15 protein-coding genes and 1 tRNA gene are annotated in these 15,119 nt (G+C 22.4%); 2 read left to right on the top strand and 14 right to left on the bottom strand.

Annotated features, from left to right (window positions below):
* The 8 genes from glmS to N3A58_07515 form a co-directional block, all read right to left on the bottom strand.
* Positions 1-1,794 (bottom strand): glutamine--fructose-6-phosphate transaminase (isomerizing) (gene glmS / locus N3A58_07480; protein ID MCX8059240.1); only part of this gene is annotated, 1,794 nt, incomplete at its 3' end.
* 41 nt (positions 1,795-1,835) lie between these two features.
* Positions 1,836-2,681, bottom strand: a complete 846-nt coding sequence (locus tag N3A58_07485) for a response regulator (GenBank protein ID MCX8059241.1) — start codon at positions 2,679-2,681, stop codon at positions 1,836-1,838.
* 145 nt (positions 2,682-2,826) lie between these two features.
* A tRNA-Phe gene (locus N3A58_07490) sits at positions 2,827-2,899 on the bottom strand.
* Between the two features lie 22 nt (positions 2,900-2,921).
* Positions 2,922-3,314 carry a MerR family transcriptional regulator gene (locus N3A58_07495; GenBank protein MCX8059242.1) on the bottom strand — a complete coding sequence of 131 codons (393 nt, stop codon included), beginning with the start codon at positions 3,312-3,314 and terminating at the stop codon, positions 2,922-2,924.
* Positions 3,311-3,940 carry a glycerol-3-phosphate 1-O-acyltransferase PlsY gene (plsY, locus tag N3A58_07500; protein ID MCX8059243.1) on the bottom strand — a complete coding sequence of 210 codons (630 nt, stop codon included), beginning with the start codon at positions 3,938-3,940 and terminating at the stop codon, positions 3,311-3,313. Before plsY ends, N3A58_07495 begins: the two co-directional genes overlap by 4 nt.
* Positions 3,941-3,983: 43 nt before the next feature.
* Positions 3,984-5,294, bottom strand: coding sequence for a ribosome biogenesis GTPase Der (gene der / locus N3A58_07505; GenBank protein ID MCX8059244.1), 1,311 nt, complete (start codon positions 5,292-5,294; stop codon positions 3,984-3,986).
* 76 nt (positions 5,295-5,370) lie between these two features.
* Entirely contained in the window at positions 5,371-7,116 is a 1,746-nt protein-coding gene (gene ptsP, locus N3A58_07510) for a phosphoenolpyruvate--protein phosphotransferase (protein ID MCX8059245.1), read from the bottom strand.
* Positions 7,117-7,140: 24 nt separating this feature from the next.
* Positions 7,141-7,938: a hypothetical protein gene (locus N3A58_07515; GenBank protein MCX8059246.1), complete on the bottom strand. Its 798-nt coding sequence runs from the start codon at positions 7,936-7,938 to the stop codon at positions 7,141-7,143.
* A gap of 47 nt (positions 7,939-7,985) precedes the next feature.
* On the opposite strand from N3A58_07515, the gene N3A58_07520 reads away from it, so the two are divergent.
* Positions 7,986-9,086 (top strand): hypothetical protein, encoded by a 1,101-nt coding sequence (locus N3A58_07520; GenBank protein MCX8059247.1) that lies wholly within the window; start codon positions 7,986-7,988, stop codon positions 9,084-9,086.
* A 58-nt stretch (positions 9,087-9,144) separates the two neighbouring features.
* Here N3A58_07520 and N3A58_07525 read toward each other — a convergent pair whose 3' ends face one another.
* The 6 genes from N3A58_07525 to N3A58_07550 all read right to left on the bottom strand — a co-directional run bounded on the left by N3A58_07525 (position 9,145) and on the right by N3A58_07550 (position 13,906).
* On the bottom strand, positions 9,145-10,458 hold the full coding sequence (locus N3A58_07525) for a class I SAM-dependent rRNA methyltransferase (protein ID MCX8059248.1): 1,314 nt from the start codon (positions 10,456-10,458) through the stop codon (positions 9,145-9,147).
* Positions 10,455-10,772, bottom strand: coding sequence for a hypothetical protein (locus N3A58_07530; GenBank protein ID MCX8059249.1), 318 nt, complete (start codon positions 10,770-10,772; stop codon positions 10,455-10,457). The genes N3A58_07525 and N3A58_07530 overlap by 4 nt, the downstream gene beginning before the upstream one ends.
* 88 nt (positions 10,773-10,860) lie before the next feature.
* Positions 10,861-11,730: a metal ABC transporter permease gene (locus tag N3A58_07535; GenBank protein ID MCX8059250.1), complete on the bottom strand. Its 870-nt coding sequence runs from the start codon at positions 11,728-11,730 to the stop codon at positions 10,861-10,863.
* 17 nt (positions 11,731-11,747) lie between these two features.
* Positions 11,748-12,521 carry an ABC transporter ATP-binding protein gene (locus tag N3A58_07540; protein ID MCX8059251.1) on the bottom strand — a complete coding sequence of 258 codons (774 nt, stop codon included), beginning with the start codon at positions 12,519-12,521 and terminating at the stop codon, positions 11,748-11,750.
* Between the two features lie 30 nt (positions 12,522-12,551).
* Positions 12,552-13,475, bottom strand: coding sequence for a zinc ABC transporter substrate-binding protein (locus N3A58_07545; protein MCX8059252.1), 924 nt, complete (start codon positions 13,473-13,475; stop codon positions 12,552-12,554).
* Between the two features lie 143 nt (positions 13,476-13,618).
* Positions 13,619-13,906 (bottom strand): CopG family transcriptional regulator, encoded by a 288-nt coding sequence (locus N3A58_07550; GenBank protein ID MCX8059253.1) that lies wholly within the window; start codon positions 13,904-13,906, stop codon positions 13,619-13,621.
* Positions 13,907-14,152: 246 nt separating this feature from the next.
* Between N3A58_07550 and N3A58_07555 the strand changes: the two genes are divergently transcribed.
* A complete protein-coding gene (locus N3A58_07555) occupies positions 14,153-15,064 on the top strand; it encodes a DMT family transporter (GenBank protein ID MCX8059254.1) in 912 nt (303 codons plus the stop codon).
* Positions 15,065-15,119 lie beyond the last annotated feature (55 nt).

The following is a 15,119-nucleotide window of genomic DNA, read 5'->3' on the forward strand; positions in this document are numbered from 1 at the left end:
ATCTACATTACATCCTCTTTTAACAGCTGTACAATAAGAAAGTAGTTGTAATGGTATAACATTAACAATAGGGGAAAGTAAAGGTAAAGTTTTAGGGACAGGAATTATAAAGTCTGTATATTTTCTTAATTTATCATCATTTTCATTGCAAATAATTATTAGTTGTCCTTTTCTTGCTTTAACTTCTTCAATATTTGAAATTATTTTTTCGTATAATGGATCTTGGGTTGCTATAAAAATTACAGGCATATTTTCATCTATTAAGGCTATAGGGCCATGTTTCATTTCAGCAGCAGGATAACCTTCTGCATGGATATAGGATATTTCTTTAAGCTTTAATGCACCTTCAAGTGCAACAGGGAAATTTACACCTCTACCTAAAAAAATTGCATTGCTACTATTTGCAATTTTATTTGCAATATCTTCAATAAGTGAAGCATATTTTAAAGTTTCATTTACTTTGTTTGGTAAATTTTTTAGTTCTTCAAGATAAGAATATGATTCTTCAAATGAAAGATTATTAAGCCTTCCAAGAAGTATTGATATTAGGAAAAGCACAGTAATTTGTGAAGTAAATGCTTTTGTAGAAGCTACACCAATTTCAGGGCCAGCATGTAAATAAACACCACCATCAGTTTCTCTTGCAATCGTTGAATTAACAACATTACATATTCCAAGAGCAAGAGATCCTTTTCTTTTAGCCTCTCTTAATGCTGCAATTGTATCTGCTGTTTCTCCTGATTGTGATATAAAAAAAGTTAGTGTATTTTCATTTAAAACTGGATTTCTATACCTAAATTCTGAAGCATATTCAACTTCTGTTGGTATTCTTGCAAAGTTTTCTATATAATATTTGCCTATTAAAGCAGCATGCCATGAAGTCCCACAACCAGAGAGGATAATCCTATTACATTTTTTAATTCTTTCAATATTAGAATCGAGTCCATCTAGTCTTGCATTTGAGTTTTCAAGGTCAATTCTTCCTCTTATTGCATTTTCAATTGTTTGTGGTTGTTCATATATTTCTTTTAGCATATAATGTGGAAAACCACCTTTTTCTATTTCTGAAATATCCATTAAAACTTTTTGTATATTTTTATTTATCCTAGATTTATTTATATCATAAAAAGCAAAACTATCTTTTGTTAATATAACAATTTCTTCTTCTTCCACATATATAATATCTTTTGTATATTTTATAATTGCAGCTATATCAGAAGCTAAAAACATTTCATCTTTGCCTTTTCCAATAATAAGAGGGGAACCTTTTTTACAGGCAAATATTTTATCTGGTTCATATTTTGAAATAATTGCAAAAGCATATGAACCAACAACTTCTTTCATTGAAAGAACTATTGCATCAATCATGTTTTTTGTTGTTTGGTAATTTTCTTCAATTAGATGTGCAAAAATCTCTGTGTCAGTTTCTGAAACAAATTTATGGCCTTTGTTTTGTAAATATTTTTTTAGACTCGAGTAATTTTCAATTATTCCATTATGCACAAGTGCAATATCACCAGTACAGTCTATTTGTGGATGAGAATTAATTTTTGAAGGTTCTCCATGAGTTGCCCATCTAGTATGGGCAATTCCAACCTTATAATCTAAATAGTTATTTTCTAAAAGATTTTCAAGTGTTGAAACTTTTCCTTTTTCTTTAACTACAATAATATTTTTAGAAGAGATCATTGCAATTCCAGCTGAATCATAACCTCTATACTCTAATTTTTTAAGTCCCTCAATCAAAATATCTTTGCAATTATTAAAACCTATATACCCGACAATTCCACACATAGGATTTATTCCTTTTATTTATTTAAAATTTATATTTTTAATTATTGTACTTGATATTTTTTTTTAAAAAATAATTCTAATTTTTCTGCTAATATTTTTTTTGGAATTGGTTTAACAAGATAATCTTTAGCTCCAAGTTTTAAACATTTGTTTTTTGTATATTCATCATTTAAAGCAGAAAGAACTATTATATCTACCTCTTTATTTAATAATTTAATAACTTCTTGTCCAGAAATTCCAGCCATCATGAGGTCTAGTAAAACTAAGTCATAGTATTTATTTTCTATATTTTTTATAGCAGAGTATCCATCATAAACTTGATCAACATTATATCCCAACAATTTTAATTCTAAAGCATGCATTTCATTTATATCTATATCATCTTCAACAAGTAAAATTGTTCTATTTAATTGGCTTAATTTATTCTGAATATTATTTTGTGAATTTTTGATATAATTTTTTATCAATAATCTATATGTAGGAATTCCATTTTTTTCAAACTCCGATTCTATTTTTAATTTTAGTTCTTTTGTTTCTTCTTTTATTGCTAGTTCTTTATTAAAAGTTGGAGAATTTGAATCTGTTGCAAGGAATTCAGAGTGTCTATCAACATAAAAACCATAGTGATCAGTTGAAAAAAATTTTTCAATAACAAGTTTCATAAATGGATAATTTGTTGATCCAATCTGTAATTTATAGGAAGGGCAGTTATTAATAATTTCGAGTTTAAAAAAAGAAAGAATTGCATTTTTATCATTACTTTCAAAAATATCTTTAACCTTCTTTTTAACTTCTGGATTATTTATTTCTTTATTGTTATAAGCAATTTCGATATATATAGATATAGCTTTTTTTATAAGTTCACAGCTAATTTCTTCAAAAAGCATATAAAGAAATCTCCTAAATTAATATAGCTTACTTTAAATTATTTACAACCAGACATATTATTAAAAAATGATAAAAAGTTTATTTAATTTATATAAAAAAAATTTATTTAAATAAAAAAAGCAGGGGATTAACCCCTGCTATAAATGCCGAGAGGTGGAATCGAACCGCCGACACAAGGATTTTCAGTCCTTTGCTCTACCGACTGAGCTATCTCGGCTTTACGGAAGAAATATAAAAATTTAAATTTTTTTGTCAAGAAGTTTTTTAATATTGTTTGCAGAAATGATTATATCATTCCATAATTCAACTTTATTTTTATTTATCTTAAAATTTGTTATTTTTTTATCAATATTAGTCTCACCTATGTTAAATTTAGTTATATCTCCATTATATTTTATAAATAAATCAAGAACCCCTTTAAAAGTATACTTTTTTTCATATAGCAATTTTTTAACGATCTCTATTTTTTCAATATCAATCTTTGAATATATTCTATGACCAAATCTGTTTTTTTTTGGAGATAAGAAAGGTATAAAATTCTCCCAATTTCTTAAAGTATAAGGTTTTATATCCAATAAATCACAAACTTCTTTTATAGAATAATAAATTTTTTCATTTTCAAACTGCTTCATTTTTTACTAAATTTTATCTTGTTTTCTTTTCCATTAATTAGTCTTTTTATATTTTCTTTATGTCTCCATAATATTATAAAAAAAACTAAAAAAGTAAAGATTATTAAAAAAATATCTTTAAATAAAAAAATAGAAAGTAAAGAAACAGCAAAGGATGAAATAATAGATCCTAGAGAGACATATTTAGTTAAAATTACAGTTAAAACAAAAATTAATAAACCAATTAAAACTATAAACGAGTTTAAGAAAAGAAAAATGCCGACTGTAGTCGCAACACCTTTACCACCCTTAAACTTAAGAAATGGATTAAAAATATTACCTATTAAAATAAAAAATGCACATAATATTAAAAAGTAGTTTTGTGGTACTAAATTGATATTTATCAATAGATAGATATTTTTTAAAATTATTAAAGTTAAGAAACTCTTTGATATATCAATAAATAGTACAATCGCTCCAAATATAGGTCCTAAAACTCTTAATGTATTTGTTGCTCCAATATTTCCAGAACCTTCCTTCCTGATATCTATCCCTTTAATCTTACCAATAATATAACCAGTTGGAATAGCCCCTATTAGATAAGAAAAAATAATACATATAAATAGCAAAGTAAATTGTAAAAACATATTTTTTCTCCCTTTTGATTAATTTGATTTTATAAAATTTTTTTTATTCTCTTTTTTTATATTTTATTTTAACAGGTATAGATTCTAGATTAAATTCTTTTCTTAATCTATTTATTAAAAAATCGGTATAGTAAGAGGGAATGTCTTTAGGATTTTTATTAACAAATATAAGAAAAGTTAGAGGAAATTTTGATACAACCACTGAATATAAAAGATTCAAATAAGATTTCCCTATCAATATTTGTTTTGTATTTTTACAATTTTCAATATATTTGTTTAACTCTGATGTTTTATAATCTTGATTTAATCGACCATAAAGATCTTTAATATATTTAAAGATTTTCCCAATTCCTCTTTTTTCTTTTGCACTTATAAAAAACCTTTTTACAAATTTAATATGGGGAAATAGATAATCTATTTCATCTTCTAAATCATCAACATTACCTTCAAATAAGTCTATTTTATTTACAATTAATATAAAAGGTTTTCCTTTTTTTATTATATAATCTGCAATTTTTTTATCTTGCTTTTTTATAAGATCAGGATAATCAACCATTAATAAAACAATATCAGCTCTATCAACAGAATCGAATGCTCTTTGTATTGAGTAAAATTCAACATTTTCTTTAATACTTTTTTTTCTTCTTATTCCTGCAGTATCTATAAATTTTATTTTTAAGCCTTCAAAAGAGATTGTTTCTTCAATAGAATCAACAGTTGTTCCTGGTATTTCTGAAACTATTGTTCTTTGATCGTTTATGATAGAGTTAAAAAAAGATGATTTTCCAACATTTGGCCTACCTAATATTACTACTTTTATTTCAGTATCCTTATTATCTTTTTCATAGAAAATAGTATAGGATGATTTCTTTATGAATTTTAATATCTCTTCTTCAATTAAATCAATATTGTATTTGTTTATAGATGATACAAAAATAAAATTTTTTACTCCCAAACTGAAAATCTCTTTATCAGGTATTTCATCTGCCTTTTTATCAGCTTTATTCAATATTAAAATATAATCTTTTTTTAGTTTTTTAATAATCTTTAAATAGTTTATGTCTTCTTCTATAATATTATGTCGATCGACTACAAATAGTATGAGACTGGCATTTTTAATAACTTTTAATGTTTTATTTTTAACTTCATTATAAAGTGGATCTTTTGAATTAAATTCAAAACCACCAGTATCTATAAGTTTAATTTTATAACCTTCTATATCAATATAAGCTTCTATATAATCTCTTGTAGTTCCAGGTTTATCAGATTCAACTGCAATTCTTTTACCTACTAATGAATTAAAAAGAGTGGATTTTCCTACATTAAATCTTCCAGTTATTACAACACTAAACATATTATTCCATATTATAAATTTTTTTATGTTTCTTGAAAATTAAAAAAATTTATTATGATATTTTTAAAAAGCAGTTTTATATTATTAAATCTGGTAAATATTTTGAAAAAAATTTATTAATTTCTTCCTCAACTTCAGATATATATTTTTTTTGAAGAATTGTTTCGACAAGTTTTTTACAATCTTCGTATCTAATTGAACAAATTATTTTTTTTAACTCATTAGTATATATAGGAGATATTGAAAAATTTTTTAATCCAAGTCCTATTAAAATTGGAACGGATTTAACATCTGAAGCCATTTCTCCACACATCGAAATTTCAATGTTATTTCTATGTGCAGCATCTATTATGATTTTTAGTGCTTTTATTACTGCAGGATTTGAATATTTAAATAGATATGCAACCTTTTCATTTCCCCTATCACATGCAAGAAGATATTGGATAAGGTCGTTAGTTCCTATAGAAAAAAAATCGCACTCTTTGGCAAAGTTATCTAAATTAAAGATTATTGAAGGAACTTCAACCATTATTCCAAATTTATATTTTTCGGTGTGCTCAATATTTTGTTTTCTTAAAGTTTCTAAAACTTCTTTAATAATTTTTTTTGCTTCAATGACCTCTTCTATGTTAGTAATCATTGGAATCATGATATAGAGATTTTTTGAATAATAGCCTGCTCTCAAAATTGCTCTTAATTGAGTTTTAAATATTTCTAATCTTTCAAGGCAAAATCTTATTGCTCTCCAACCCAAAAATGGGTTTTTTTCAAATGGGGTATTATATCCTGGAATAACTTTATCTCCACCAAGGTCAAGGGTTCTTATTATTACTTTAGTTTCTTTAGAAAAGAAGTCAAATATTTGTTTATATTTTTTGTATTGATATTCTTCATCAGGAAAACTGTTATTTTCTAAAACTAAAAACTCAGATCTAAAAAGTCCTATCCCTGAACTACCATTTTCTTTTACTAGTTGTAATTCTTCAAGTATTTCAATATTTGAAAGTATCTCTATTTTTCTACCATCAAGTGTAATAGGAACTCTATCTCTAAATATTTTGATACTTTGTTCAAATTCAAATAACTTCTTTTTAAGAAAATAAGCTTCTTCAAGTTCTTCTTCTGATGGATTTATTATTATTTCACCTTTAGAACTATTAAGAATAACTATATCTCCATTTTTAATTTCAGATGTAATAAACTCAACACCAAGAACTGTAGGTATATTTAAAGCTCTAGCCATTATAGCCATATGTGATGCTTCTCCACCAATTTCTGTAACAATTCCTAAAATATAATCTTTCTTTAATAGTGCAGCATCAGTTGGAGATAGAGTTCTGCAGAAAAGTATAGATTCTTCTTTTAATGATTCTAAAGATGGATGTGATTTTTTGAGTAGATTTCTCATTAATCTTTTGCCAATAGCTGATATATCTTCAGTTCTTTCAGAAAAAATAGAACTTTCGATATTTTTAAATTTAGAGATAATTTCATTTAATACAGTATATAAAACCCATTCTATATTTTTTTGAGTATTTTCAAGTTCTTTAATAATCATGTCTATTATAACTTTATCATCAAGCATCATAAGGAGGGATTTATATATATCTTTTTTATCTCCAGATAAAGAATTATTCAATGATTCTTCTATATCTTTTATTTCTTGTTTTGTTTTTTCAATAGCCTTAAAAAATCTATATTTTTCATACTCAATATTTTCTATATCATATTTTGGTATTGAAAAAACATCTTCAAGATATAAAAAAGCTTTACCAATTACAAGTCCAGGTGAAGCTGAAATTCCTTTAAATTTTTTTCCCATTCGTTTGCCCTTTTGTAAAATTTTTTATTTAAATTCGCTAATCCTAAAATCATGCAAAAAGTTTTTAATCCAATTAATAATAAATTCTAAAAGTTGCATTGTATAAACTTCTTGAGTTTTAAAAGCTTTTACTAAAATAGGATCAATTATCTTTATTTTTAATAAATCCTTACTTATTTTTGTTTTATTGTTGTTTATAAAAAAAAGAAGTTCGTTAAATATTTTCCCTGTTTCAACAAAAGTATGAATTCTTATTCTTTCAACATCTTTATCATTTGAGTGTTTTATAGTAGAAACTATATCTTGGAATTGTTTAGATAAAAATCCTTCTTTACTATAACAGTAATAATTGAAATAAGTGTAAAATTTTTCAAATTCCTTATAGACCTCTTTGCTTGTATTTTTAATATTAAATATAGTTTCCAAATATGGGAAAAGGTGGTTGTAAAAAAGTATTAATGCTCCATATAAGTATTTTAAATCATAGTGAGCACCATCGTAAAAATTGTTGTAGGGATATTTTTTTAACCTTTGATCATATTCTTCCAGAATATTTTCTGCTTTTTTTGTAAAACTATTTTCTTTGTTTTTTTCTTTTTTTTGTTTTTCTAAACACATTAAGTATTTTTGCTCTAAAGCTTCCTCTTCAGCTTTAAAAAATATTTCTAAATCTATTTTATTTGTTAAAGCATTTATATATCTATTTTCAAAAGCTTCATAATTAAAACACTCTTTTCCAAAAAGTTTCTCAAATTCTTTATATCTTTCTTTTATCTGTTCATACTTTAATTTTATTTCTTTTTCTTTGTTTTTATTAAACATGATATAAATCACTTTTATTATTTTTTTTTTAATATAATTTAAGTTTTGTGAAAATCAAGAATTTGATAATTAATAAATTAATTAGTGCTACCTCTATTAAAACTATAGGAGATTATACAATTAATCCTTATAAAGGCTGTTCATTTGGTTGTAAATATTGCTATGTTATTAATATGAAAAACATAAAAGAAAAGAATAAGTGGGGTAATTTTGTTTTTGTTAAGGAAAATGTTGATAAAATTTTAGAAAAAGAGTTAAATTTGATATTAAAAGAAAAAAAGTCAGAAAAAGAGAAAATTGAAAATTTAAATAGTAAAATTTCAAATAGAATTATTATTGGATCATCATGTGATCCATATCAACCTGTTGAACTGATTATGAATTCTACAAGAAAAATAATTGATCAAATAAGAAAAAAAAACTTACCATTCTTTTTGATGACAAAATCTCCTTTATTATTAAAAGATTTAAATATATTTTCATATAATATTTACAACAGAATTTGTTTTACAATAAATGATGATATCATAATAAATAATTATGAAAGGTCTTATTCTAAAATTATGAGATTTTTAACATATTTTATAGTTTTGTTTTATGATATTGATATATATATACATTATGGACCATTTTTCCCATTTTTTTGTGATTTAAAAAAATTTGTTGAGGAATTAATTTTTTATTTATTTTTATTTAAAAACAATTTTATTCCTTATTTAGAATTAAATAATAGATTTGAAAAATCTTTAAAAAATATTGGACCATTTGAAGATAAAGATATTATATTTAAAAATTTTTTTCTTTTAATAAAGAGTATTGGTTTTGATTTTAATTGTTTTGTTGAAAGAATTAAAAATGTAAAATTTGAAGAAATTATTAAGAAAATAAAAATAAATATAGAAATTATTAACTTAAAGGAGATATATAAACCTAATTTTGAAATTATTTTTAATAAAATGAAAAATATTAACCTCTATAATTTGGAGAAGTTTATTTCTGTTTTTCAAAGTAAAGATAATTATGATGAATATTTGTTTATGCTTGAAAATATTATTTTAAGGTTAAAAAATGAATATGGTATTAAAATTTTTTTATTAGAAAGGGAATTTGATAAATTTTATTCTGAAGATTTCAATTTAAAAATTTAAATAAAAATTAAGTTAATACAATGTTTAAAGGAAATTTTTTATATAGATATATATTTATTTAATCAACATAAAGAAATAGACATTTTAAGTAATGAGTTTCTCTTGCATAAATCAAGATAGGATGATCTTCACTCTGATAGCCTACATCTATAATTTTTGCAATTCTATTAGCTTTCTTGGCTGCAGTCATTACTGCATCAATAAAGTATTCAAGTGAAATACGACCTGTACAACTTGATGTAATTAAAAAAGATTTATTAGAGAGAAGATTAAAAGCAAGATAATTAATATCAATATATCCTTTAATTGCTTCCTTAATTTTTTTATTGGAATGAGTAAGTTTTGGAGGGTCTAATATTATTAAATCATATTTATTTTGTTTTGAGATTTCATTTTTGGTAAATTTAAAGTAATCTTCTACATAGAAATCAATATTTTGAAATTTGTTTAATATTTTATTTTCTTTTGCAGTTTTTATAGCTTCTTCAGAGCAATCAATACTTAATACTTTTTTAGCTCCACCTTTAATACAATTAAAACCAAATCCTCCAGTATAACAAAAAAAATCAAGAACATTTTTTCCTTCTGCATATTTTGAAACTTTAAATCTATTATTTCTCTGATCATAATAAAAACCTGTCTTTTGTGTACTACTAAAATTGATTTTATATTTTATTTCGTTTTCTTCAATTATTGTATAAAAGTTATTAATTAAATTTTCTATTTCTTTGTTTTCAATTTTATTTTTATTAATTTTTATATAACTTTTATTATTGTAATATTCAAGATAATTTTTTAAGCTAACAATTTCATTATTTATTAAATGTTTATTGTTAATCAGGATTTCATCTTCGAAAAAGAGTCCCTCTTGTTTTTTGATATGAGTTTCATTTTTAATTATAATAATTTCAGGTGAAAAAAATTCTATTAAAACCTCAATGATTATTTTTAAATATGAAAATGACAAAAGAGATGTAATTTGTATTACCAAATAGTTATTATATTTATCAATAGTTAATCCTGAAAATCCATCAGACTCAGAATAAAATATTCGACATGATAGTTCATTAATATTCTTCTTAAATAAATTTTCTCTTAATTTAAAAGCATTATTAAAAATATTATTAAAAAATGATTTATCTAGAATATCAATTTTAGAATTTGATATAACTCTTATTCTTATATCACTGTTTTCATTATAAAAACCTGTACCTATGAAATTATTCGAATTATCAAAAATGTGAATTAGTTCTCCTGTTTGGGGCTTTGAAGGATTATATGATAGAATAGCCCCTTCAAATATCCATGGATGTCCATATAAATATTTATTTTTATTTATTATAGCTTTTTTATTTACAATAGATTTTTTCATCCTAAAATGTCTTCATATGGTATTTTTAAATCAATTTTTTGACTAATATTTTCAAATGAAAAAGAATATGAGTATGCTTTATTAAGATTTGTAACTTTTGATGGAATATTTTGAGAATTTTCTGCTTTGGTAAGATAGAAAAACGATGCTTTTTGTAAAAAATCTTCAAGTGGTGAAGTTTTATTTAAAGAATTATTTTCGTTTATGATTGAATTACCATTGGTATTATGTAGATTCTTGTATTTATTATTATTAGATAATAGATTATTAATAAGAATTGATGAATATAAATTATTATAACCTATTATTTTCATAACACATTTAACTTTCTAAAAATTTATTTTAATTATAAAATATAAGATAATTATCTAATACTTTCTATAGAAATTATAATACAAAAAATTAATTTTTAAATAATAAACTTATAAAATATAAAATACTCATAAAAATAATAAATATTGGAGTAAATGGTAAATTTAGGTTATAACTAAAAAACAAAGATATATATGAGGCAAAAATATTAACAATAAAAGAAATAATAATAACATTTTTCAAATTCTTATTAAGGTTTAATGCAATCATAGCGGGTAAAGTAAATAATGCTATGATTAGAAGTATTCCAACTATTTGTATTAAAAGAAAAACTGTTAATGAAATTGATAATATAACTAAAAATCTTAGCAAAGAAACTTTTATTTTTTTTATCTTAAGGAGTTCTTCATCAAAACCAAAAATAAATAAAATATTAAAAAAAAGTGCAAAAAAAATTATTATAAATAGAGTAATAAAAATAAGCAGGTAAAAACTATTTTTATCTAAAAGTAAAATGTTACCAAAAAGATATTTTTGTATTTCTTGATTGTAACCAGGAGTAAGGAAAATAAAAAAAATACCTACTGCCATTCCAAGTGACCATATAATACTTAATATTGAGTCAACCCTTTCATTTTTTTTATTAATTAATCTTTCAATAATTATTGAATAAATAATTGTAAAAAGTAAACCACCATTAAAAGGATTGAAAATTTCATAGGAAGTCAATTTATAAATATAGTTAAATAATCCAATACCTCCAAGAACTCCATGAGATATAGCTCCTGCAATATATGTTTGTCTATTAATTACCGTATATGTTCCTATTGTTGAAGAAAGAAGGGAGACAAAAAATAAAGAAAAGAAACTATATTGCAAAAAATTATAATTTGTTAGTGCATCAAAAAAATCAGCAAAGAATTGAAATAATGTTAAATTATTGAGAATAAATTTTAACATTAATTGCCCTTTTTTATTTAATTAGACGAAGATTTGTGATCAACTTTTTTTATATTACAATTATAAAAATCTTTACTTATAAAATTTAGTAAATCATTATTATTTAGGTTAATATTTTTTGCTTGATGCATTATTAGTTTTCTATTTAAACAAAAAATTTTATCAGATATTTCAGGTACAATATCAATATCATGAGAAATTAAAATAATAGTATTTTGTTCTTTTAGTTTTTGAAGTTTTTCATATATAAAAATTTGTGTTTCTCTATCTAAATTGGATGTTGGCTCATCTAGTATTATAACTTCAGATTTAGAGGCTAAAGCTCTTGCAATCAAAATTTTTTGTTTTTGCCCTCCTGATAATTCCTTAAAAGATTTTTTTGCTAAATTTTCAATTTTTAATTCCTTCAAAATTTGATAAGCAAATTCTATATCATCTTTTTTGTAAAAATTAACAAATTTCTTTTTTTTTAATCTTCCTGACAGAACTATATCAATTGCAAGTATCGGATATAGTGGATCATAGTTTAAAAATTGTGGAACATAAGAAATATTTATATCATTAACTAAATTATTATCCCTAAAATATTTGATAGAACCACTTGATGGCTTATAAATACCAAGGAACAATTTGGCAAGGGTTGTTTTACCACTTCCATTTGGTCCTATAATAGAAATGAAATCATCTTTAAATATATTAAAGGAAATATCTTCAAGTATTGGATACTCATCATATTTAGAAAAATAATAGTAAACATTACTAAATTCAATTAATAAATATTTTTTATTCATATTTTAATTTAATTTTATCTTATCTTTTATTTAGTAATATACCTGAAAAATTCTATATAGATTATCAAATGTTTCAAATATATTATAATTAAGAATGTTAATCTGTTCGATTTTTAAATTTAATTCTTTTTTAAAGACTCCTTCATATGAAGTTGGAAAGTGTGGACTTGTTATAAATACTTTAATGTTATTCATTCTAGCAATTTTAAAGAGATAATTTAAATCTTTTAATGTAGGTTCTTTTCCTTCAATTTCAACTAATATTTGTTTTATATTAAAATCTTTTGAAAAATAAGTTAATATAGGGTGGTAGACGAGTATAAATTTAATATTCTTCTCTTTTATTATTTTATTAAATAAATCAATATAATTATCTATTTTTAAAATTAAATTATCAGAGTTTTCTTTAGCAATTTTTTGTAAATCAGGATAATTATTTTTAATAAATTCATAAATGTTTTTAAGAATTATTTTCAAATTAATTAAGCTTACCCAGATATGAATATCGAATTGTTCATAATTTTTATTATTATTTTGATTAAATTTTTTATTTGTATTGTTTTTTGTTGAATTTTCATTTTTATTATCAGTTTCATGATCAATATTTTCTATTAATTCAATTCCTTCTGAAATATTATATATTAAGAGATTTGAGTTTGTTCTTTTTATTTTTTCAATAATTATGGTTTCAAAAGGAAGATTTGTTGAAAGATACACGGAAGCTTGAGCTAATTTTTCCAAATCCTTTGGTAAAACTTCAAAAGTATGGGGTTCGAAATTTTTATTTATTATTGTCTTTACTTCAATTTTATTATTTGAAATAAAATCTATTAAGTATTTAATGGGTTCAATTGATGTGTAAATAATTTTATTGCCTTGAGTAAACTTTTTATTGCAAGAAATATAGGAAAAAAAAATTAGTATTATAAATATAGTAATAATTAATTTTGACAAAAAAACATTTTCCTTTAGCATATTTAAGATTTTATAAATTTATATTAATTTATTTTTATTGATTAAAAAACCAATCATAAAAAATTAATTAATATTTTGTTATAAGATTTAAAAATTTTTTAATTATTAAAAAATAATTAATTTTATTTACTTTTTTTACATTTTATGAAAATTTCTCCACATTTATTACATTTTAAAATTTCATGATTAATTAAAAGTTCTTCAACATGTTTTTTTTGGTTTTCATTTAAAACACCGCTACCATTGCATAATGGACAAACATTTTCCAATGCTTTTAATATGGCAATTCTAATAAAATTAGATTTATCTTCTATAAAAGATAATCTTTCATATAGGTTTTTGTCAATTTTTAAAGATATAATATAATTTTTTTTGTTAATTTTATTCCTTTTATTATTTTTAATTTCCATAATATTATTAATCAAAAAAAAGTAATACAAAGTATTAAAATTGTCAAATTTTTTATTAATTAAATTTTCTTAATTAAAAAATTGAAAAAAAAATTAAAATGATATTTAACTAAAAATATTTTTTTATAAGAATTTATTTATAGATTTTATTTAATTGATATAACTTTCATTTAAAGTAATAATTATAATAAAAATAAAATAGATAAAAATGAAGTATTTAAAAAAATAATTAGATAAGGAAAGTTAATGATTTTAGCTCTTATTTCAGCTTTATTCTCAAGTATTTGTTGGGCACACAACTCAATAGTTTATACTTTAGCAGGAGAAAGAGTTGGTTCTAAAACTGTTGCAAATATTAGATTATGGTTTTCTATACCATTTTCTATTATTTTTAATTTGATTTTTTTAAAAAGCTTTATTCCAATTCCTACAAACCAGATTAGTTTTTATTTATATTCCTTACTTTCTGGTTTTTTAGGGTTTTTTTTAGCTGATTTGTTAATTTTTGAAGCTTTTGTTTTAATTGGACCAAAAAATACTCTTATAACTTTAACTTTGACTCCAGTATTTAATATTATATTTGGTTATCTTCTATTTAAGGACATTTTTAACATCAAACAAATTATTGGTTCATTTTTCGTTATAATAGGAATTATTGGTGTTATATATTTTGATAACAATAGTAAAGAAGAAAACATAAGTGATCAAAAAATAAAAAAAGAAGAATATTTTATTGGATTTTTGTTAGCTGTTGGTGGTGCTTTTATTCAATCTCTTGGTTCTGTTTTTGCTAAATATTCTTTTAACAGCAATGTTGGCCCATTTGAAACTAATTTTTATAGATTAATTGGTGGATTTGTTGGAATAAATTTATATTCTTTAATTAAAAAGGAGTTAAAGAATGATTTTTTAAAGATGAAAGATAAGAAATCTGTTTTTTTGATTTCATTTGGAGCTTTAGTCGGGCCTGTTCTTGGCGTATCTGCAGCTCTTTATTCTATAAAGAAAATTTCAATAGGATTAACATCAGTGCTTACAAATTTGTCTCCTGCTTTTGTTGTACCAATGGAATATTTTATCATGAAAAAAAAGATAAATAAGGTAGTATTAATTTTTATTTTAATATCTATTTTAGGGACAATTGCAATATTTATTTAATTTTTTATTATTGTTAATTTTTTATTTTTATTAATATTTTAATAAATACTCATTT

It is taken from the genome of Spirochaetota bacterium (assembly GCA_026415295.1).
In the GTDB taxonomy this organism is placed as follows: Bacteria; Spirochaetota; JAAYUW01; order JAAYUW01; family JAOAHJ01; genus JAOAHJ01.

Coding starts and splice junctions, on each gene's coding strand:
- N3A58_07485 (MCX8059241.1), bottom strand. CDS start 2,681: ATGCTTTTTGAAGAAATTAGCTGTGAACTTATAAAAAAAGCTATATCT.
- N3A58_07495 (MCX8059242.1), bottom strand. CDS start 3,314: ATGAAGCAGTTTGAAAATGAAAAAATTTATTATTCTATAAAAGAAGTT.
- plsY (MCX8059243.1), bottom strand. CDS start 3,940: ATGTTTTTACAATTTACTTTGCTATTTATATGTATTATTTTTTCTTAT.
- der (MCX8059244.1), bottom strand. CDS start 5,294: ATGTTTAGTGTTGTAATAACTGGAAGATTTAATGTAGGAAAATCCACT.
- ptsP (MCX8059245.1), bottom strand. CDS start 7,116: ATGGGAAAAAAATTTAAAGGAATTTCAGCTTCACCTGGACTTGTAATT.
- N3A58_07515 (MCX8059246.1), bottom strand. CDS start 7,938: ATGTTTAATAAAAACAAAGAAAAAGAAATAAAATTAAAGTATGAACAG.
- N3A58_07525 (MCX8059248.1), bottom strand. CDS start 10,458: ATGAAAAAATCTATTGTAAATAAAAAAGCTATAATAAATAAAAATAAA.
- N3A58_07530 (MCX8059249.1), bottom strand. CDS start 10,772: ATGAAAATAATAGGTTATAATAATTTATATTCATCAATTCTTATTAAT.
- N3A58_07535 (MCX8059250.1), bottom strand. CDS start 11,730: ATGTTAAAATTTATTCTCAATAATTTAACATTATTTCAATTCTTTGCT.
- N3A58_07540 (MCX8059251.1), bottom strand. CDS start 12,521: ATGAATAAAAAATATTTATTAATTGAATTTAGTAATGTTTACTATTAT.
- N3A58_07550 (MCX8059253.1), bottom strand. CDS start 13,906: ATGGAAATTAAAAATAATAAAAGGAATAAAATTAACAAAAAAAATTAT.
- N3A58_07555 (MCX8059254.1), top strand. CDS start 14,153: ATGATTTTAGCTCTTATTTCAGCTTTATTCTCAAGTATTTGTTGGGCA.